The 18,115-nt window shown below is 66.6% G+C and carries 18 protein-coding genes, 1 other RNA gene and 1 riboswitch; of the genes, 6 read left to right on the forward strand and 13 right to left on the reverse strand.

What is annotated here, in order from left to right:
• Nucleotides 1-129: 129 nt before the first annotated feature.
• From cobC to AC07XB_RS08900, 7 genes are read right to left on the reverse strand one after another with little or no spacing between them, the layout of a single operon-like run.
• Nucleotides 130-705, reverse strand: coding sequence for an alpha-ribazole phosphatase (cobC, locus tag AC07XB_RS08870; RefSeq protein ID WP_492376694.1), 576 nt, complete (start codon nt 703-705; stop codon nt 130-132).
• A complete protein-coding gene (locus AC07XB_RS08875; protein ID WP_492376693.1) occupies nt 690-1,454 on the reverse strand; it encodes an adenosylcobinamide-GDP ribazoletransferase in 765 nt (254 codons plus the stop codon). The genes cobC and AC07XB_RS08875 overlap by 16 nt, the downstream gene beginning before the upstream one ends.
• A 40-nt stretch (nt 1,455-1,494) precedes the next feature.
• Nucleotides 1,495-2,535 (reverse strand): nicotinate-nucleotide--dimethylbenzimidazole phosphoribosyltransferase, encoded by a 1,041-nt coding sequence (gene cobT / locus AC07XB_RS08880; protein WP_492376692.1) that lies wholly within the window; start codon nt 2,533-2,535, stop codon nt 1,495-1,497.
• A gap of 57 nt (nt 2,536-2,592) precedes the next feature.
• Entirely contained in the window at nt 2,593-3,234 is a 642-nt protein-coding gene (gene cobO, locus AC07XB_RS08885; RefSeq protein ID WP_150984001.1) for a cob(I)yrinic acid a,c-diamide adenosyltransferase, read from the reverse strand.
• Entirely contained in the window at nt 3,227-4,063 is an 837-nt protein-coding gene (locus tag AC07XB_RS08890) for an ABC transporter ATP-binding protein (RefSeq protein ID WP_492376691.1), read from the reverse strand. Before AC07XB_RS08890 ends, cobO begins: the two co-directional genes overlap by 8 nt.
• A gap of 5 nt (nt 4,064-4,068) precedes the next feature.
• On the reverse strand, nt 4,069-5,067 hold the full coding sequence (locus AC07XB_RS08895) for a FecCD family ABC transporter permease (RefSeq protein WP_492831949.1): 999 nt from the start codon (nt 5,065-5,067) through the stop codon (nt 4,069-4,071).
• 15 nt (nt 5,068-5,082) lie between these two features.
• Entirely contained in the window at nt 5,083-7,047 is a 1,965-nt protein-coding gene (locus AC07XB_RS08900; RefSeq protein ID WP_492831951.1) for a TonB-dependent receptor plug domain-containing protein, read from the reverse strand.
• Between the two features lie 96 nt (nt 7,048-7,143).
• Nucleotides 7,144-7,388: riboswitch (cobalamin riboswitch) on the reverse strand.
• A 208-nt stretch (nt 7,389-7,596) separates the two neighbouring features.
• On the opposite strand from AC07XB_RS08900, the gene AC07XB_RS08905 reads away from it, so the two are divergent.
• From AC07XB_RS08905 to AC07XB_RS08930, 6 genes are all read left to right on the forward strand, one after another.
• Nucleotides 7,597-7,914, forward strand: a complete 318-nt coding sequence (locus AC07XB_RS08905; RefSeq protein WP_183036798.1) for a hypothetical protein — start codon at nt 7,597-7,599, stop codon at nt 7,912-7,914.
• Nucleotides 7,911-8,252, forward strand: a complete 342-nt coding sequence (locus tag AC07XB_RS08910) for a cell division protein ZapA (protein WP_416049477.1) — start codon at nt 7,911-7,913, stop codon at nt 8,250-8,252. Before AC07XB_RS08905 ends, AC07XB_RS08910 begins: the two co-directional genes overlap by 4 nt.
• Before the next feature lie 311 nt (nt 8,253-8,563).
• Nucleotides 8,564-8,774: non-coding RNA, 6S RNA (ssrS, locus tag AC07XB_RS08915), on the forward strand.
• A gap of 189 nt (nt 8,775-8,963) precedes the next feature.
• Complete coding sequence (locus AC07XB_RS08920) at nt 8,964-9,458, forward strand: EVE domain-containing protein (protein WP_174427959.1); 495 nt, start codon at nt 8,964-8,966, stop codon at nt 9,456-9,458.
• Between the two features lie 84 nt (nt 9,459-9,542).
• Nucleotides 9,543-10,355 carry a sulfite exporter TauE/SafE family protein gene (locus AC07XB_RS08925; RefSeq protein ID WP_441633250.1) on the forward strand — a complete coding sequence of 271 codons (813 nt, stop codon included), beginning with the start codon at nt 9,543-9,545 and terminating at the stop codon, nt 10,353-10,355.
• A gap of 120 nt (nt 10,356-10,475) precedes the next feature.
• Complete coding sequence (locus tag AC07XB_RS08930) at nt 10,476-11,177, forward strand: SIMPL domain-containing protein (protein WP_492831954.1); 702 nt, start codon at nt 10,476-10,478, stop codon at nt 11,175-11,177.
• A 166-nt stretch (nt 11,178-11,343) separates the two neighbouring features.
• Here AC07XB_RS08930 and AC07XB_RS08935 read toward each other — a convergent pair whose 3' ends face one another.
• The 6 genes from AC07XB_RS08935 to AC07XB_RS08960 form a co-directional block, all read right to left on the reverse strand.
• Nucleotides 11,344-12,897 carry a malonate--CoA ligase gene (locus tag AC07XB_RS08935; RefSeq protein WP_492831976.1) on the reverse strand — a complete coding sequence of 518 codons (1,554 nt, stop codon included), beginning with the start codon at nt 12,895-12,897 and terminating at the stop codon, nt 11,344-11,346.
• A gap of 110 nt (nt 12,898-13,007) precedes the next feature.
• Nucleotides 13,008-13,790 carry an enoyl-CoA hydratase/isomerase family protein gene (locus AC07XB_RS08940; RefSeq protein WP_492812689.1) on the reverse strand — a complete coding sequence of 261 codons (783 nt, stop codon included), beginning with the start codon at nt 13,788-13,790 and terminating at the stop codon, nt 13,008-13,010.
• A gap of 52 nt (nt 13,791-13,842) precedes the next feature.
• Nucleotides 13,843-14,829: a Bug family tripartite tricarboxylate transporter substrate binding protein gene (locus AC07XB_RS08945; protein WP_492831956.1), complete on the reverse strand. Its 987-nt coding sequence runs from the start codon at nt 14,827-14,829 to the stop codon at nt 13,843-13,845.
• A gap of 108 nt (nt 14,830-14,937) precedes the next feature.
• Nucleotides 14,938-16,386, reverse strand: a complete 1,449-nt coding sequence (locus tag AC07XB_RS08950; protein ID WP_492831958.1) for a malonyl-CoA decarboxylase domain-containing protein — start codon at nt 16,384-16,386, stop codon at nt 14,938-14,940.
• Nucleotides 16,387-16,419: 33 nt separating this feature from the next.
• The gene (locus AC07XB_RS08955) at nt 16,420-17,151 is read right to left on the reverse strand and encodes a GntR family transcriptional regulator (protein ID WP_492831960.1); all 732 of its coding nucleotides are present in this window, start codon (nt 17,149-17,151) and stop codon (nt 16,420-16,422) included.
• A 264-nt stretch (nt 17,152-17,415) separates the two neighbouring features.
• Complete coding sequence (locus AC07XB_RS08960) at nt 17,416-18,099, reverse strand: HAD family hydrolase (RefSeq protein WP_492812808.1); 684 nt, start codon at nt 18,097-18,099, stop codon at nt 17,416-17,418.
• Between the last annotated feature and the right edge of the window lie 16 nt (nt 18,100-18,115).

The raw sequence follows: 18,115 nt of genomic DNA on the forward strand, positions 1-18,115 counted from the left end.
TTCTTTGCCTACTTTCTTGGCAAGACAAGAAAGTAGGTCGCCGCCCCGCAGGGGTGGTGAAACTGCAGTTGCAGTTGCCGTTGACGTTAAGCGTTGCAGTTGCAGTTGCAGTCATCCCCCCCCACAACCTCAACCCCGATTCCACCACCGCAACCGCGCCACACCGCCACCCAGCGTAAACCGGCAACTCGCCCCATAACCAAGATCCCACCCCAGCGTAGTAGCCAGCGGCACCCCGAGCCAGTGCGCTGCCAGCATACGCATCGGCCCCGCATGCGCAACAACCCACAGCCGGTCCGGAGCATCCACCGGCAAGGCATCAGCCCAAGCCGCCACACGCGCCATCGCCTGCGCGACGGTCTCGCCCCCATGCGGCCGCGCATGCAGCAGATCCGCAGCCCACGCATCCAGCTCGGCGCGCGGCACGGCGTCCCATGCGAGGCCTTCCCAACGGCCAAAATCGAGTTCGCGCAACCGCGCATCGGCTTGCGGCAGCAGGCCGAAATCCCGCGCAAGCAAATCTGCCGTGGCGCGAGCCCGCGTCATCGGGCTGCAAACAATGCGCTGCGGCGCAAGGCCATCGAGTGCCAGCAGCATGCGGGCAGGCTCGGGCAAAACGGGCTGAGCCAGCGGCAGGTCAAGCGCGCCGTAGCAGATCCCCTGCGCCACCTCGGGCGCCGCGTGTCGGATCAGGACCAGGTCCATGCCGCCGCCACCAGATAGATCAACAACTCGGCCAGCTGCTGCGCCATGCCGAGGCAATCGCCGGTGTAGCCGCCTATGCGGCGAACAAAGTAGCGTCCCAGCAAAAAGCGCAGCACCACCAAGGCAACGATCACCACAGCAGCAAACAGCGGCGACACCAGCAGCAGCGGCAATGCACCGCAAAGCAGCGTGAAACCCAGCCCCATGCCGGACAGCCGCTGCGCCACCGGCTTGGCCTTGCCCTCGGCACGCACGTAATCCAGCGTGGCAAGATAGCTCACCGCCATGGCGCGGCTGGCCGCATGCGCGGCCACCAGCACCAGCAGCAACTCCGCCATGCCGCTGCGCGCGGCAATCGCCACCAGCAGTTGCCACTTGAGCAGCAACGCCACCACCAGCGCGATGGCGCCAAATGCGCCAATGCGCGAGTCGTGCATGATGCGCAGCACGTCCTCGCGCCGGTAGCCGCCGCCAAAGGCATCCACGCAGTCGGCCAGGCCGTCCTCGTGAAAAGCGCCGGTGGCCAGCAGCGTCACGGCCATGCCCAGCAGCAAGGCCACGCCCGGCGGCCACCACTGCAGCGCGCCCCAGCTAGCCAGCGCGCCCAGCACGCCAACCAGCAACCCCACCAGCGGAAAGTAACGCGCCGCCGCGTTCAGGTAGTGCGGCGCAAAGCCGACCCAGCGCGGCACCGGCACCCGCGTGAAGTAGCCAACGGCGGTCAGGAAGTAGCGAAGTTCGTCGAGCATGGGCGGGTGCGTTGGGCCAGGTAGCGAAAGCGGCCGCAGTCTACGCCGACGCGGTGCTGACGCCGGCCGCGCCGAAGGTGGCCATCTCGCGCAGGAAGGCCGCGGCGGACGCGACCAGCGGATAGGCCAGCGCGGCGCCGGTGCCCTCGCCCAGGCGCAGGTCCAGCGCCAGCAGCGGCTCGGCGCCGAAATAATCCAGCAGGCGGCGGTGGCCATGCTCGTGCGAGCAATGTGAGAACACGCAGTATTCCAGCACCTCGGGCGCGAGGCGCTGCGCCACCAGCAGCGCGGCCGAGGCGATAAAGCCATCGACCAGGATCACCATGCGGCTGGCCGCCGCGGCCAGGAAGGCGCCGGTCATCATGGCGATCTCGAAGCCGCCGAAGGCGGCCAGCACGTCGAGCGGCTCCACCGCATCCGCATGCAGTGCCAGTGCCTGCGCCAGCACCGCGCGCTTGCGCGCGAGGCCCGCGTCGTCCAGGCCGGTGCCGCGGCCGATGCAATCTTCAATCGGTGTATCGGTAAGCCGGCTCACCAGGCAAGCGGCCGACGAGGTATTGGCAATGCCCATCTCGCCAAAGCCAATCACGTTGCTGCCCTGCTGCGCGTGGCGCAGCACGCGCGCCATGCCGGCGGTGAGCGCCGCCTGCACCTGCTCCGCGCTCATGGCGCGCTCAAAGGCAAAATTGCGCGTGCCCGCGGCAATGCGGCAGTTGACCAGCCCGGGCGCGGACGGCAGCGGCGCGCGCACCCCCGCGTCCACCACCTCCAGCGCCAGCCCGTGCAGGCGCGAGAACACATTGATGGCCGCGCCCCCGGCCAGGAAGTTGAGCACCATCTGCGCCGTGACCTCGGCCGGATAGGCGCTCACGCCGGCATCGGCCACGCCGTGGTCCCCGGCGAACACGATCACCGCGGGACGCTTGAGCTCCGGCGTGCCACTGCCGGTAATCAGGCCGATCTGCAAGGCCAGATCCTCGAGCCGGCCGAGCGCGCCGAGCGGCTTGGTCTTGGCATCGATGGCGGCTTGCAGGGTCGGGCGCAGGGAGGCGTCGAGCGGGGTGATGGCGGGTAACTGCATGGTATTTCTTGGTGTGGCTGAGAAAAGATTCGATTCGCTGGAACAAGAATAGACGTTTTACATCTCGACGCCACGTTGGGCCTTGATGCCTTGCTGGAAGGCATGCTTGACCGGCGTCATGTCCGTCACGGTATCCGCCGCCTCGATCAGCGCGGGCGGTGCGCCGCGGCCGGTGATGACCACGTGCTGCATCGGCGGGCGGGCGCGCAGGTCGGCGATGACGGTGTCGACATCCAGGTAGTGCAGCTTGAGCGCGATATTGAGTTCGTCCAGCAGCACCAGCCCGATCGACGGGTCGCGCAGCAGCGAGCGCGCCACCTCCCACGCGGCCTGGGCCTTGGCCACGTCGCGCGCGCGATCCTGCGTTTCCCAGGTGTAGCCTTCGCCCATCACATGGAAGGCGCACTGCTCCGGAAAGCGCCGCAGGAACAATTCCTCGCCGCTGGGAATCGCGCCCTTGATGAATTGCACCACGCCGGCCTGCATGCCGTGGCCAAGCGCGCGCACCACCATGCCAAAGCCGGAGCTGGATTTGCCCTTGCCATTGCCGGTGGTGATGACGATCACGCCGCGCTCGTCCTGCGCGGCGGCAATCTTGGCATCCACGACATCCTTCTTGCGCAGCATGCGCGCCTTGTGGCGCTCGTCGCGGGCGGCGTCTTCCGACGTGGAGGTCTCAAGGGCTTTGGGTTCAGTCATGTTGGGTTTCGTCTGGTGCGGGAGAATGCGCCCCGTCGGCGATCAGCGCGGTATGGCGGCCGTCGCTGACGCTGACAATGGGCGTGCGCAGCGCGTGCGAGCAATGCGCGGGAGTCAGGACCTGCGCAGCGGGGCCATGCAAGCACAGGCCGTCTTCGGCCAGCAGCAGAGCATGGGTCGCGTAGCGCCGCGCCAGGTTAAGGTCGTGCAGGATCACCACGATGGCGTGGCGGCCGGCGCGCGCCAGCCGGGCCAGGGTTTCCAGCACCATGATCTGGTGGCGCAGGTCGAGGTGGGCGGCGGGTTCGTCCAGCATCAGCAGCGGCGCCTGTTGCGCCAGCGTGGCAGCCAGCGAAACGCGCTGGCGCTCGCCGCCGGACAGGGTCAGCACGTCGCGCCCGGCCAGCGCATCGAGATCCATCTCGCGCATCACTGCCGCGACCACCGCGTCATCCTCGCGGCCGGCCCAGCCCCAACCGGAGAGATGCGGGTGACGGCCCACCGCCACGGCGTCGCGCACCGACATCGAGAAGGTGTCGTGCACCGCCTGAGGCAGGTAGGCACGGCGCAATGCCAGGGCCGCGGGCGGCGTCTCCAGCGGCGCGCGGCCATCCAGCAGCACCACGCCGCCGTCCGGCTTGCGCAGCCCGGCCAGCACCGACATCAGCGTGGACTTGCCGACGCCGTTCGGGCCCACGATGCACCACAGCTCGCCCGCCTGCATGGACAAGCTCAGGCCATCGAGCAAAGCGCGCGTGCCGGCGCGCAACTGCAGGGACTGCAGCACCAGCGGCGGACAAGCGCAGACGGGTTCGTTCCAGGTCGGCATGGTGCTCAGCGCGGCCTGCGCAGCAGGAGAAAGAGGAAGGTCGGCACGCCCAGCAGCGCGGTGATCACGCCCACCGGCAACTGCGCGGGCGCAATCACCGTGCGCGCCACCAGGTCGGCGGCCATCAGCAACGTGCCGCCGAGCAACGCCGAGGCAGGCAACATCAGGCGTTGGTCGTTGCCCCAGGCAAGGCGCACCAGGTGCGGCACCACCAGCCCGACAAAGCCAATCGAGCCAGCCGAGGTAATGGCCACCGCGATCGCCAGCGAGGCCAGCACGAACACCGACAGGCGCACCGCGCCGACGCGCACGCCCAGCGCCTGCGCCACGGTCTCGCCCATCAGCATGGCATTGAGCGAGCGCGCCATCGGCATGGCCAGCAGCACGGCCAGCGCCAGCGCACCTAGCGCAAGGCCGTAGCTGGCGGTGCCGCCCAGGTCGCCGGTCAGCCAGAACAGCATGCCGCGCAAACGGGCCTCGGGCGCCACGCTCAGGATCAGGGTAATCAGCGCGCCCCAGCCGGCGGCCAGGATCACGCCGGTCAGCAGCAGGCGCGAGCCGGCCTCATGATGGCCGCCCTGCACCTGCGGATGCAGCAGGTCGCGCCGCGCCAGCGTGGCCACCAGCACCATCGAGAACAGCGCGCCGCCGGCCGCGCCGGCCTGCACCGTCCACAGTGGCCACATCATCAGCATGGCGGTGAGCGCACCGGTGGCCGCGCCGCCCGATACGCCGAGCACATAGGGCTCGGCCAGCGGATTGCGCAGCAGCACCTGCATCAACGCGCCGGTCAACGCCAGCAGGCCGCCGCACGCGAATGCCGCGGCCGCGCGCGGCAGCCGCAGCTCACGCACGATGGCCCCGGCGGTATCGTCGGCGCCGACGGACAGCGCCTGCCAGACCTGCCCGCCCGACAGCGGCACGCTGCCCACCGCCAGCGACAGCAGGAACACCGCCACGCCGGCGGCGGCAAGCATCAGCCAGACGGCTAGCGCGCGGCGCATGTCAGGCGGCCACCATCATTTCTGGCGCCAGCCCAGCGTGACAAAGCCGGCGCGTCCCTGCGTGTTGTAGGGATAGGCGAGCTGGTAGTTCTTGTCGAACAGGTTTTCCACACGGGCGGCCACGAACCATTGCTTGTCGATGTTATAGCGGGCATTGAGGTTGACGATACCGTATCCGCCCAGCGTGCGCGAGCCGCTATCCATGCGCGTCGAGGAAATGATCCACTCGCCGCCGAGGCGGAAGTCGCCAAACTGGCGGCCCACGTCGAAGGCGGCATGGCGGCGCGCGCGGCGCAGCAACTGCGTATTGCTCTGCTCATCCACCGGGTTCTGGAAGGTGATGCTGGCGCCCACGTCGGTGCCCATCAGCTTGGCGCGCCAGGAGGCTTCAATGCCTTGCACCTTGGCCTTGTTGACATTCTGCGCCAGGAACAAGCCATTGGGCTGCAGCGCCGCGGTGATCAGGTTGTCGTAGCGGGTCTCGAACGCGGTCACGCGCAGCAGGCCGGCGGCGTCCGTGTTGTACTGCGCGCCCAGCTCGACCGACTTGGCGCGCTCGGGCTTGATGCCCGGCTGGCCATAGCCCGGGTAGTACAGCTCGTTGAACGTCGGCGCGCGGAAGGCGTTGCTGGCGTTGGCGATCAGCTTGAACGCCTCGGTCACGTTATAGCCATAGCCGGCGAAATAGCTCGCCTGGCTGCCGAAATCCGAGTAGTGGTCGTTGCGCACATTGAGCTGCAGCTGGTGCTTGCCCAGCCGGCCATCGTAGCCCCCGAACACCGACGCAATATTGCGGCCCGGCGCGCCATACGTGTTCGAGCTGAATTCCTGCTGCGCATACTCCGTGCCGAACAGCAGCTTATGGGTCGGCGCCAGCGCGTATTCGTTCTGCCAGGTGTACTGGCGATTGCGCGTGTTGAAATTGCTGTTGAACAGTCCGTTCAAGGTGTTTTCGCTATTGTCCCCGCTCTGCGCGACCTTGAAATGCGTGGTCCAGTCCCGGGTGAGCTTGCCGTTGACAAAGGCGGATACAGTGTACAACTCGCTGTTCATCCACCAGACATCGGTCGGTTTGCCTGTCGTGGTGTCGTAGGAGAGCTTGCTCTTCGAGTAATAGGCTGTGACGCCGGCGTCCCAGTCGCTGGTGAAACGATGCTTCACCTGGCCCGATACGCTCTTGTTGTCATACGGGTTGTCGTTCGGGTTCGGGCCCATGCCCTTCTTTGCCTTGGCCGGATTGTCACCGTTCCATTGGGCCGCATTGATCGCCGAAAAACCGTCTGTCTTGACTGCCGACCCGGTGATATTGAACGAGGTATCGCCCACCTGCCCGCCGTAGCCCACCGTACCCTGGCGCGTATTGTTGCTGCCGTATTCAATCTGAGCGTTGGCTGCGGGAGCCTGGCCCGCACCGCTCTTGGTGAAGATCTGCACCACGCCGCCGATCGCATCCGAGCCGTAGAGCGCGGAGACGTTGCCGCGCACGATCTCGATATGGTCGATCTGGTCGGGCAGGATATTCGATAGCTGGGCAGTGCCGCTGCTGGCCGACGAAACCCGCACGCCGTCGATCAGGATCAGCGTCTGGTTGCCGTTTGCCCCGCGCATGAACAGGGTGGTGTTTGCACCCATGCCGCCGTTGGCCGCAAATTCCACGCCGGCCTGGGTACGCAGCAATGTGCGCAGGTCCGGAGCCTGGGAGTTGACGATGTCCTGCTGGGTCACCACAGTGGTATGCGGCAGCGCCTCGGTCAACGGCTGGACAGTGCGGGTGGCAGTGACCACCACCGGGTCGAGCTGCGCGTCGGGCGCGGGCTGCGCAGCGGATTGCCCGGCGGACTGGGCCATGGCGGCGCCTGGCGCGCTCATGGCGAGCCAGGCGGCGAGCGCGGCGGGCAGTTGCCGCGAGACGAAAACAGGTATGGTGTGGCGGCGCGCCGGCAATGCCGGACGGCTCGACGTGGGGGGCGAAAAGCGCATGATGCTGAGTGGGAGAGAGCTGCCTGGTCCGTTCCCCCGCGGACCGTCTGGCGACGAAGCGCGCCGCTGGCTTGCGCGGCAAAAAGCAGCGGAGGGCGGCGCACTCTCGTTCAGGCCGGTATCCGGGCTGACGACACCAGTCCGACCGCCTTCCCGAACCTTGCGGTTCAGTGGCTGAGTGGTCGGCCTTGCGATCTTGCGATCACGGTCGCTTACCGTTGCGGGGGCAGCACAGGTTGGCTCGGCCCTGCCCTGGCGGCGGTGGCTGGCTCCCTGTTTCCCGTTGAACTGCAACCCTGTAGTGAATAGGATTACGAGCACCTGGAACGTGCGCGAGTGTAGGCAGTTTCGAGGCAAGCGTCAATGCCGCGGCAAAACAAGGCGAAAGCGCCTGGAAACAGGCATAAAGCCGTCGCCACGGATGCCGTTAAACGACGATGCATGCAACTTCGGCGCGCAGGCCTGGTCACACACGTCTGCGTTCGCCGTCCGCACGATAGCGCTTGGGCTAAAATCCCAGAACCCGAGACCCTAGATATGACAGGCTCTATGCTCACCGAACTCGAACAACTCGCCGCCAAGATCGGGCGTGTGCTGCACCATGCCGATACCCTGGCGGCTGAGAACCAGCGGCTGCGCGAGGAGATCGAACGCCTGCAGGCCGACGCCAGCCAGCTGCGCGGCGACCGTGAAGCCATGGCCGCCGACCGCGAGCTGCTCAATATCAAGATCGAGGAAGCGCAGCTGCGCATCCAGTCGATCCTGGACAAGCTGCCCACCGCCAGCGACGCCCGCCAGCTCGACCTGCTGGGCGAAGGCGACGCGGCCGGCCGCGCCGAACAGAAGGCACCCGGAGAAAACGCATGAGCAATAAGCAAGTCGAAGTGAACATTGCCGGCCAGTCCTACCGGTTCGCCATTGCCGCCGACAACGAGGCCGCGCTGCTGGAGGCCGTGGCACTGGTAGACGGTCAGATGACGCGGCTCAAGGGCGGCGTATCCGCCAAGGGCGTGGAACGCGTTGCCGTGATGGCCGCGATCAGCATCGCCTCGGACCTGCTCTCGCTCAAGCGCAAGCAGCAAGAAGATGGTGCGATTCCCGTTGATGCAGTGCGTGCGCGCATTCGCGAGCTGAACGAACGCGCGGACGAAGCCCTGCGCCAGTACGCGCATGTGGGCACCAATTCGCCCGTGCCGCGCAACTGATGCCCTGCCCTGCGCCGGCTGTACCACACGGCACAGGCAGGCGGTGATACGCTCGCGATTTCGGCCCGATGTGCCCCACATGCCGCGCGCGTCAGCAAAATGTAACGACACGCAAAGACGGGCTTGGTATGGAAAGCCTCGCGGTGTATAGTGGAGCCAAGCCGCACCAAGCCACATAGTTGCGGCACCTTAGGTCGGGTTATCGCGCCTGACCGCCGTTTTCATCCCATCCAAGTTAGAAACGGCAAACGTCTGACAGCCATGCCAAAGCAGTATGCGTTTGGCAGTGCAAAAAAGTCAGACGTTTGACAGTTTCCCTGCCTGGTTCGTCAGGATCATATTCCTTGAACCGATAAGCATTTGTTGGTGCGGGATTATGCCGTGTGGGCGAGCGCGTCGCATGGTTCATAGTTGCAGTCTGGACTCCCTGAACCGGTGATGTACCCGAAATGCGGCTTCCGCAGCCACTCTGAACCTCACTTGGGTTCAGGATGCCGATCCAGCGGCCGAGGCGGGGACCCCTCTAAAGGCGGTGGTTATTCAACCACCGCCTTTTCCTTTTGTGGCGCAGATTGACCTGCGCTGCCTCTGCAGTGCCCTCCCTCTGTTTCAGCGCCACGGCCCACGCCCACATCCGCCAGACGGTTTTCTTTTGGCCGTGCTTGCTGCACCATATCGCTGTCGCCAACGTCACGCCCGCCCTGCCCGCCCATGAGCCGATCCACGCAAGCCAATGCCGCCGCGCGCGCCCGCCAGTACTGGCTGATGAAGTCGGAACCCGACGAGGCCAGCATCGATACGCTAGCCGAACGCGGCACCCTGCCATGGACCGGCGTGCGCAACTACCAGGCCCGCAACTTCATGCGCGACGGCATGCAAATCGGCGACGGCGTGCTGTTCTATCACTCCTCCTGCCCACAGCCCGGCATTGCCGGCCTGGCCGAGGTCAGCTCGCAGCCCTACCCCGATCCCACCCAGTTCGACCCGAAGAGCGATTACTACGACGCCGCCGCCAAGCCGGATGCCCCGCGCTGGATGCTGGTTGATGTGCGCTTTGTCGGCAAGGGCCCGCTGATCTCGCTGGCCGACTTGCGCGCGCATGACGAACTGGCCGACATGGTCGTGCTACGCCGCGGCAACCGGTTGTCGATCACGCCGGTGACCCCGGCCGAATGGCGTTTCATCACCACGCGGCTGATGCGCTAGCCCGGCACCGACGGTCACTGCAGCGGCATGACACAATGGCTGCCGACGACATAACTACAACGCCAACAAGGTCGATTCCGCGTCATGAGCTTTTCCCTGATTCCCGGGCTGCTGCTGCTCGGCGCCTTTACCGGCTTCTGCGCCGGCTTGCTTGGCGTAGGCGGCGGCATGCTGATGGTGCCCTTCCTCACGCTGCTGTTCACCGCCCTGGCCTTCCCCCATGAGGCCATCGTCCATATGGCGATCGCCACTTCCATGGCGACCATCCTGTTCACCTCGCTGTCCTCGGTGCGCGCCCACCACAAGCGCGGCATGGTGCGATGGAAGCTGGTGCTGGCCCTGGCGCCCGGCATCCTGATTGGCGGCATGATCGGCGGCGGCAAGGTCTTCGCGGCGCTCAAGACCAGTTGGCTGTCGCTGCTGTTTGCCGTATTCGTAGGCTTTTCGGCGTGGCAGATGCTGCGCAACCGCAAGCCCGCCCCGCACCGGCAACTGCCAGGCACGCCGGGCATGCTGGGCGCGGGCGGCGTGATCGGCTTCCTGTCCAGCCTGGTGGGCGCGGGCGGCGGCTTTGTCTCGGTGCCGTTCATGACCTGGTGCAATGTGCCAATCCACAACGCCGTGGCCACCTCGGCCGCACTCGGGTTTCCCATCGCAGTGGCGAGCGTGATCGGCTATGTGTGGAGCGGGCTGGGCCAGACCGGGCTGCCGGCAGGCTCGCTCGGCTACATTTACCTGCCCGCGCTGGCGGTGATCGCGGTTGCCAGCGTGCTGACCGCGCCGCTGGGCGCGCGCACCGCGCACCGCATGGATGTCGCACAGTTGAAGAAAGTCTTCGCCTGCCTGCTGTTCAGCCTGTCGGCCTACATGATGTGGAAGGCCTGGCACGCGTTCTGAGGCCACAGGTGCCAGCAACGCATGCCGCGGATACAAGTAGATACAAGGTCGCACGCGACGTAGCGGAACGATCACCTGGGCGGCGCGTCTGATACCCATCGTCTGACAAGGGAGAATCCAATGAAACATCTGCTTGCCGCCACGCTGCTCGGTACCACCGCCATGGCTGCCTCCGCCCAGGGCGGCGGCCCGACCCACGAGCCGGCCCCTGCCGGCGTGCTGTCGCTGTCCGCCCAGGCCGCCACCGAAGTACCGACCGACGTGGTGCACCTGACGCTCGCCGCCGAGCAGGAAGGCGCGGAGCCGGGCGCGATTTCCTCGGCGCTGTCGGCCAAGACCGCGGATGTGATCGCGCAGGCCAAGCGTACCAATGGCGTGCAGGCGCAATCGGGCGGCTTCACCATCTATCCGTCCAACGACAAGAACGGGCGCATCAGCACTTGGCGCGGGCGCGCCGAGGTGATTCTGGAATCGCGCGATTTCACCGCCGTGTCCAAGCTCGCGGGGCAGCTCGCCAGCCAGATGCAGGTGCAGAACATCAGCTTCTCGCTCTCGCGCGAAGCCCGCCAGGCGGCCGAGACCAAGCTGACCGAGCAAGCCGTGGCCTCGTTCCGCGACAAGGCTCAGGCCACCACCAAGCTGTTCGGCTACGGCAGCTACACCATCCGTGAAGTGCAGGTGGGCGAAGTGGGCGCGGTGCAACCGATGCCGCGCATGTACGCGGCCAAGGCCATGATGGCCGATTCCGCGCCGGTGCCGGTCGAGGGCGGCAAGGCCCAGGTCACCGTGACTGTGAACGGCTCGGTGCAGATGCTCAAGTAAGCGCCGTCCAAAGCCACAGGCTCAAGGGGCAAGGCAGAAGGTAGAAGGTAGAAGGTAGAAGGTAGAAGGTAGAAGGCAGAAGGCAGAAGGCACGGAACAAGGCCCCTGCCGCGCAAGCGGCAGGGGCCTTGTCTTTGATGCATGAGCCATCAAGGAGCGGCGGTGCTTACAGCGCCCCGAACTGCTGGCGCAGCACGTTCTTCTGCACCTTGCCCATGGTGTTGCGCGGCAACTCATCCACCACGTGCACGCGCTTAGGCACCTTGAAATTGGCAATACGACCCTTGAGCCCGCCAATCAGGCTCAGCGCATCCAGCGAGGCACCTGGCTTGCCAACCACCACCGCCACCACCGCCTCGCCGAAGTCGGCATGCGGCACACCAATCACGGCGCTTTCCGCCACGCCCGGCATCTCGTCGATAAAGCTCTCGATCTCCTTGGGGTAGACGTTGTAGCCACCGGAGATGATCAGGTCCTTGCTGCGGCCGACGATGGTCAGGTAGTCGTCAGGCACCTTGCGCTCGCCAGCCTGGCTGACGATGGCACCGCCAAAGCGGCCCACGTCGCCGGTCTTGAACCAGCCGTCGGCGGTGAACTCTTCCTGCGTCTTCTCCGGCATGCGCCAGTAGCCCTTGAACACATTCGGGCCACGCACTTCCACATTGCCGATCTCGCCGGCCGCGCAAGGCTTGCCGTCGCCGTCCACCACGCGCACCGACACACCCGGCAGCGCCTTGCCGACGGTACCGCCGATACGCTCGCCGCCTTGCGCCTCGTACGGGTTGGAGACCAGCATCACGGTCTCGCTCATGCCGTAGCGCTCCAGGATGGTGTGGCCCGTGCGCTCGCGGAAGGCATCGAAGGTTTCCATCAGCAGCGGCGCGGAGCCGGACACGAACAGGCGCATGCGGCGGCAGGTGTCGTCGTCAAAGCGCGGCTCCTGCACCATGCGCACGTAATACGTGGGCACGCCCATCATCACGGTGCAACGCGGCAGGAATTTCAGGATCTGCGCCATGTCGAGCTTGGGCGCCCAGATCATCTTGGCACCGGCCAAGAGCGCGCCGTGCGACGCGACGAACAGGCCATGCACGTGGAAGATCGGCAGCATGTGCAGCAGCACGTCGTCGCTGCGCCAGCCCCAGTACGCATGCAGCGTCTTGGCGTTGGAGGCCAGGTTGCCGTGCGTGAGCATGGCGCCCTTGCTGCGGCCCGTGGTGCCCGAGGTGTAGAGAATGGCGGCGAGCTCGTCGGCGCCGCGCGCCACCGTGGCGAAGCGGTCCGGTTGCACGGCGGCGCGGGACAACAGCGAGCCTGAGCGGTCGTCGTCCAGCGTGAAGACGTGCTTGGTGCCGTGGCGGAACGCCACCTTGGACACCCAGCCGAAGTTAGCGCTGCTGCACACCACCACCGCCGGCTCCGCGTTGCCGACAAAGTAGTCGATCTCGGCTTCCTGGTAGGCGGTATTGAGCGGCAGGTAGATGTAGCCTGCGCGCAGCGTGGCGAGGTACAGGAACAGCGCCTCCGGCGATTTTTCCACCTGCACCGCCACGCGCGCGCCCTCGGGCAGCTTGAGCGCGGCCAGCAGGTTGGCCATCTTGGCGGTGGCGCGGTCCAGGTCGTCCCAGCTGTAGTAGAGGCCGTCGTGGGTTTCAATGCAGCAGGCACTGCGGTCCGCCGGGAAGCGGGATTCGAATAGGGCGAACAGGTTGGCGTTCATATTGCGGAAGATGAAAAACGGAATCGGCAATAGCATGGGCAATCCGCATGGGCAATCCGATCAATAGCCGGCAATGATACCTAAAGCGATTGCCCGTGCTATTGCCCGTGCTATTGACCGCTGAAGCGCGGCGGCCGGCGTGCCAGGAATGCCGCCACGCCTTCGGCATGGTCGGCGCTGTCGCCATAGCGGAAATGCGCGTCGAGCTCCGCCGCGGTGAGCGGCGCGGGCACCGGCGCCAGGCGGCGGATGCTCTGCTTGTTGATGCGGGCGGCCAACGGCGCACCGGCCACGATGCGCTTGACGGCCGCGGCGACTTCCTCGCCGAGTGCCGCTGCCGGCACCACGCGCGTCAGCAGCCCTTTCTCGCGCGCCTCGGCGGCGTCGAACACCCTGCCCTCCAGCAGGATCTCCAGCGTCACCGCGCGGCCCGCCAGGGCCAGCAGCCCGGTCAGCTCGCCGGGCGCCATGGGAAAGCCGAGCCGGTTGATCGGCACGCCGAAGCGGCTGTCGTCGGCGGCGATGCGCAGGTCGCAATGGCAGGCGATCTCCAGCCCGCCGCCCACGCAAACCCCTTCGATCATGGCAAGCGTCGGATGCAGGCAGCCCGCGATGGCGGCCAGCGCAGGCGCAATCACCGCCTCGTGGTAACGGCGCAGCGCGGCGGCGTCGCCCCGCTCCTCGGGGAACTCGGCAATGTCGGCGCCGGCGGCAAAGTTGCCATCGGCGCCGCGCACCACCACGCAGCGCAGCGAGGGATCGGCGGACAGGTCCGCAAAGCCCTGCGCCAGCGCGTGCCACATCGCCACGGAGATGGCATTGAGCTTGCCAGCGTGGGACAGCGTGACCGTGGCCACGTCGCCCTCACGCGCGAACGCTACCGTGCCGCTCATGCCTGCGCTCCACGCGCACGGGAAACATCGGAAACCATGCGGCGATCCTCCATCAGTCGATCTTGGCGCCGGACTGCTGCACCACCGTAGCCCAGCGCTTGATCTCGGCGCGCTGGAACTGCGCGAACTGCTCTTGCGTGAAAGCCGGCGTATCGGAGCCGTTGGCAAGCCAGATCTGCTTCATCTCGGGCGTGTTCAGTGCCTTCTCCACTTCGGTGTAAAGCCGGTCGACGATGTCCTTGGGCGTGCCCTTGGGCACCCACATCGCGTACCAGGTGGAGACTTCGTAGTTAGGCACCCCAGCCTCGGCAGCGGTAGGCACATTCGGGAACGCGGCCGAGCGCTTGGTCGATGCCACCGCCAGCGCCTTGATGCGGCCGGCGCGGATATGCTGGGCCGAAGAACCGAGACCGTCGAAATCCATATCCACCTGGCCCGCGATCAGGTCGGACAGCGCAGGGCCCGCACCCTTGTAGGGAATATGCGTGATGAAGGTCTTGGTCTGCAGCTTGAACAGCTCGCCCGCCAGATGGTGGGACGAGCCGTTGCCGGCCGAGGCGTAGTTCAGCTTGCCGGGGTTCTTCTTGGCATAGGCGATCAGCTCGCCCAGCGTGTTGGCGGTGACCTTGGTCGGGTTCACCACGATCACCTGCGGCGGCTGCGCGATCACCGTGACGGGGATGAAATCCTTCTCGATGTCGTAGTCGAGCTTCTTGTAGAACGACGGCGCGATGGCGTGGTGCGCGCCGCCGATGAAAACGGTATAGCCATCCGGCGCGCCCTTGGCCGCGATGCTCGCGCCCACGGTGCCGCCAGCGCCGCCACGGTTATCGATCACGAACTGTTTGCCGAGCTGCTTGGAAAGCTGCGCGGTCAGCGGGCGGGCGAAGGCATCGGTGCCACCGCCGGCCGGGAACGGCACGATGACGGTGATCGGCTTGGACGGCCAGGCGTCAGCCTGCGCCACGGGCGCTACCGCGCCCAAACCCGCGCCCAGCGCGCAAGCCAGCCCTGCCAGTTGAAACTGACGACGATTCATGACTCTGTCTCCTCTCTCTTCTCTCTTCTGCTGTGGAAAGTCAAAACGAAGAACTGCTGGAATGGCCCATGAACGCGGCCCGCGGCCTTGTCTTTTACCTGACCAGGGTTACAACAGCTTGCTCACCGCGCGGCTCATGCGCGGGGATCCGTTGCCAAGGCGCACCAGATTGTCATCTAGCGCCTCGGGCACGTAAAGATAATTCACCATCATCCCGCACGACTGCGCACGGCCCTTGCGCGACAGGTCGGCGGCCCAGTTCAGGCGCTCCACGCAGGCGCCATTGCCCAGGTGAAAGCGCGCCACCGGATCGGCCGGCAGCGCCTGCTGGCGCTCGCGCACCAGGTAGTGCGCGGCCAGCGCCAGCGCGATGTCGCGCACCGTCGCATCTTCGGAATCGGCAGGCAGCGCGGCCAGCCAGCCGGCGCCGTCGGCGGGTGGCGTGCCGTGGCGCTCGCTCCAGCGCGCCAGGCGCTTGTCGCCCAGCACCTTGGCCACCGCTTCGCCGTCGCGCTTGCGCAGCCAGTCGGCAAACCCGGGGATGGGCGAGAGCGTGGCGAACTGCTTGAGCTTGGGAAACTCGCGCTGCAACTCCCCGATCACGCGCTTGAGCAGGAAGTTGCCGAAGCTCACGCCGCGCAGGCCTGGCTGCGTATTGGAGATGGAATAGAAGATCGCCCACTTCACGCGGCGCAGGTCCTCCAGCGGCGCGGCTTCGTCCAGCAGCGCGTGGACGTTGGCTGCCATCTCGGGCACGAAGGCCACCTCGACAAAGATCAGCGGCTCGCGCGGCATGCGCGGGTGGAAGAAGGCATAGCAGCGGCGATCAGAATCGAGCCGGTTGCGCAGGTCCGCCCAGGACGCGATCTCGTGCACCGCCTCGTAGCGGATCAGCTTTTCCAGCAGCGATGCGGGCGAGTCCCACGTGATGGGCTGCAGTTCCAGCAGGCCCACGTCGAACCAGTTGGAGAACAGCGCCTCCAGATCGTCGTCAAGCGGGCGCAGTCCCGGCACGCGCTTGTGCCAGCGCAGCATGTCAGCACGCAGGCCGATCAGGAAATGCAGGCCGCAGACGCTTGCGCCCTCCTGCCCGTGCAGCGCGGCCAGCCGCTTGAAGAAACGGATGCGCGCGTTGGACATGGCCTGCGCAAGCCCCGACGCGGATTTGGGCGTCTTGCCATCCTTGGCATCGTCATCCGATTCCGGGCCGCCGCTGGCCGCGACTTCCGCCAGCACGCCGAGCATGGCCTGGCGTGCGTCATCGCCCGCGGCTTCGTATTCGGCCCGCCAGGTTTGCGCTGCGGTATTGGCGGCGCTGTCGGTCAGGCGCGCATCGAAGCATTGACGCAGTTGCTCGCGCTGCCGGCGCAGCACGCGCGCCGGCAGCGCCACGGCCTTGGCGTCCGCCTTGGCATCGGCACCCGTATTCGGCTTGGCGCGGTCATCGCCCTTGCGGCCCCACCACCGGCCAAAGCGGGACAACAGGGATTGCGCCGACGGCTCCAAGCCGCTCAGGGGCGCGCTGACTTTCTGTTCGCTATTGCTGAGGGAATCCATGGACGTACCTGCTCTGTGCGCGTCAGTTGGCCGCTATCGATCAACGGGGGACTTACCGGCCAAGTGCAGGCGGCCGGGCTGTGCTTCGGGGATGGGATCGCGACCGCTATCGTCAGCCTCGGCGGCGTCCAGTGCCCTGAGCGCACCGCGCTGGCGCAGCAAGTGCGTCTTCATCAGGGTTTCGGCGCCCTCCGGGTCATGCGCCTTGAGCGCGGAGAACACCGACAGATGCTCGGCGCAGGATTCGCGGATGCGGCCCGGCAGCTTCAGGCTCTTGTGGCGCGACAGCCGCAGCACCTTGCGCAGGTCGCTGATCAGGCCGGACAGCCAGCGGTTGCCGGCGAGCCGCTGGATGGCTTCGTGGATCTGGTAGTTGGTTTCGTAGTAGGCGTCGATATTGCCGGCCTGCGCATACTGGGTCAGGTCGGCATGCAGGCTTTCGAGCGCGTCGAGGTCCTCGGCGGTGGCGTTGCGTGCGGCCTCATAGGCGCAGCGGCCTTCCAGCAGCGCCATCAGCGGGAAGATCTCGTCGAGGTCCTGCTCGGACAAGGCGTTGACAAAGCAGCCGCGGCGCGGCTCCAGCCGCACCAGGCCTTCGGCGGCCAGCACCTTGAGCGCCTCGCGCATCGGCGTGCGCGAGATCCCCATCGACTCGGCCACCGTGGCCTCATCAATCCAGGCGCCGGGCATCAGCGCGTGCTCGTCGATCATGGCGCGCAGGCGCTCCGCGACTTCGAGGTACAGGGCCTGCTGGATGATGCGCATGGTGCCTCCGGACGGAAGAATGCAATGGCATCGGGGTGGCTTGCGGCACGGTGAAATGTGTCTTGCCAGGCCCAATAATTCATAATTATGAATAACGGCGACCAGATGACAAGACAATTCGATGTTGCACAGCCGCATGCGCAGCATCTTCCAGCGCTCGCGCAACGCTTGCGCGCCGATCAACAGGAGGGTCAGTCTCACCATGCGCCAGGGGCGGCGCGGACGAATGCAAGGCAGGGAACGCCACGGGGCGCCGCGTGCGGACTAGCCCGCCGAACCCCTTGCCGCGTGGACGCCGAACCAGTGCGGCACGTGCGCAATGGCCTCATGCAGCGTGCCCAGTACCCGGAAACTGAATCCGGTCACGACCGGCGAAGGCGGCTTGATATCGGGCACCACCACCACCTGCGCCCCCGAGCGGTTCGCGGCCGTTGCGCCGTTCTCGCTGTCCTCGAAGGCCAGGCACGCCCGCGGCGCCACGCCGAGGCGCTCGGCGGCAAGCTGGTACAGCGCCGGGTCCGGCTTGCCGCGGCGCACCTCATCACCACCCGAGACGGAAGAAAAGAAATCCAGCACGCCCACGCGCCCGAGCCGGTCCCTGATTTCCTCGACACGGGATGACGATGCCACCGCGCAGGGAATGCCCGCGCCGCGCAGCGCCGAGAGCAATTCCCTGGCGCCGGGCTTCAGCGGAAACCGGGGCCCGGTGGCCGGCGCATGCAATTGCGCGCCCGCCATCGCCTGCACCTGGCGGAAGGCATGCTCGTCGCCAAGCAGGGAAACCAGGAAGGCATCGGACTCCGGCTTGGCCTTGCCGATGACCTGCACGTAGTCGCTGGCCGCCAGCGTGATGCCGATCTCGCGCGCGGCGCCGATCCAGGCTTGCATGATGGCGCGCTCGGAGTCGATCAGCAGGCCATCCATATCGAAGATGGCAGCGGTGAACAAAGTCATCTGCGCCCGC

Source organism: Cupriavidus sp. GW821-FHT02F09 (genome assembly GCF_059421605.1).

Excerpts from the sequence above, each read along its gene's own strand:
- AC07XB_RS08905 (WP_183036798.1), top strand. The coding sequence starts at position 7,597 with ATGCTCACCGAACTCGAACAACTCGCCGCCAAGATCGGGCGTGTGCTG.
- AC07XB_RS08910 (WP_416049477.1), top strand. The coding sequence starts at position 7,911 with ATGAGCAATAAGCAAGTCGAAGTGAACATTGCCGGCCAGTCCTACCGG.
- AC07XB_RS08875 (WP_492376693.1), bottom strand. The coding sequence starts at position 1,454 with ATGCTCGACGAACTTCGCTACTTCCTGACCGCCGTTGGCTACTTCACG.
- cobT (WP_492376692.1), bottom strand. The coding sequence starts at position 2,535 with ATGCAGTTACCCGCCATCACCCCGCTCGACGCCTCCCTGCGCCCGACC.
- cobO (WP_150984001.1), bottom strand. The coding sequence starts at position 3,234 with ATGACTGAACCCAAAGCCCTTGAGACCTCCACGTCGGAAGACGCCGCC.
- AC07XB_RS08955 (WP_492831960.1), bottom strand. The coding sequence starts at position 17,151 with ATGCGCATCATCCAGCAGGCCCTGTACCTCGAAGTCGCGGAGCGCCTG.
- AC07XB_RS08935 (WP_492831976.1), bottom strand. The coding sequence starts at position 12,897 with ATGAACGCCAACCTGTTCGCCCTATTCGAATCCCGCTTCCCGGCGGAC.
- AC07XB_RS08940 (WP_492812689.1), bottom strand. The coding sequence starts at position 13,790 with ATGAGCGGCACGGTAGCGTTCGCGCGTGAGGGCGACGTGGCCACGGTC.
- AC07XB_RS08950 (WP_492831958.1), bottom strand. The coding sequence starts at position 16,386 with ATGGATTCCCTCAGCAATAGCGAACAGAAAGTCAGCGCGCCCCTGAGC.
- AC07XB_RS08945 (WP_492831956.1), bottom strand. The coding sequence starts at position 14,829 with ATGAATCGTCGTCAGTTTCAACTGGCAGGGCTGGCTTGCGCGCTGGGC.
- AC07XB_RS08895 (WP_492831949.1), bottom strand. The coding sequence starts at position 5,067 with ATGCGCCGCGCGCTAGCCGTCTGGCTGATGCTTGCCGCCGCCGGCGTG.
- cobC (WP_492376694.1), bottom strand. The coding sequence starts at position 705 with ATGGACCTGGTCCTGATCCGACACGCGGCGCCCGAGGTGGCGCAGGGG.
- AC07XB_RS08930 (WP_492831954.1), top strand. The coding sequence starts at position 10,476 with ATGAAACATCTGCTTGCCGCCACGCTGCTCGGTACCACCGCCATGGCT.
- AC07XB_RS08890 (WP_492376691.1), bottom strand. The coding sequence starts at position 4,063 with ATGCCGACCTGGAACGAACCCGTCTGCGCTTGTCCGCCGCTGGTGCTG.
- AC07XB_RS08920 (WP_174427959.1), top strand. The coding sequence starts at position 8,964 with ATGAGCCGATCCACGCAAGCCAATGCCGCCGCGCGCGCCCGCCAGTAC.
- AC07XB_RS08900 (WP_492831951.1), bottom strand. The coding sequence starts at position 7,047 with ATGCGCTTTTCGCCCCCCACGTCGAGCCGTCCGGCATTGCCGGCGCGC.
- AC07XB_RS08925 (WP_441633250.1), top strand. The coding sequence starts at position 9,543 with ATGAGCTTTTCCCTGATTCCCGGGCTGCTGCTGCTCGGCGCCTTTACC.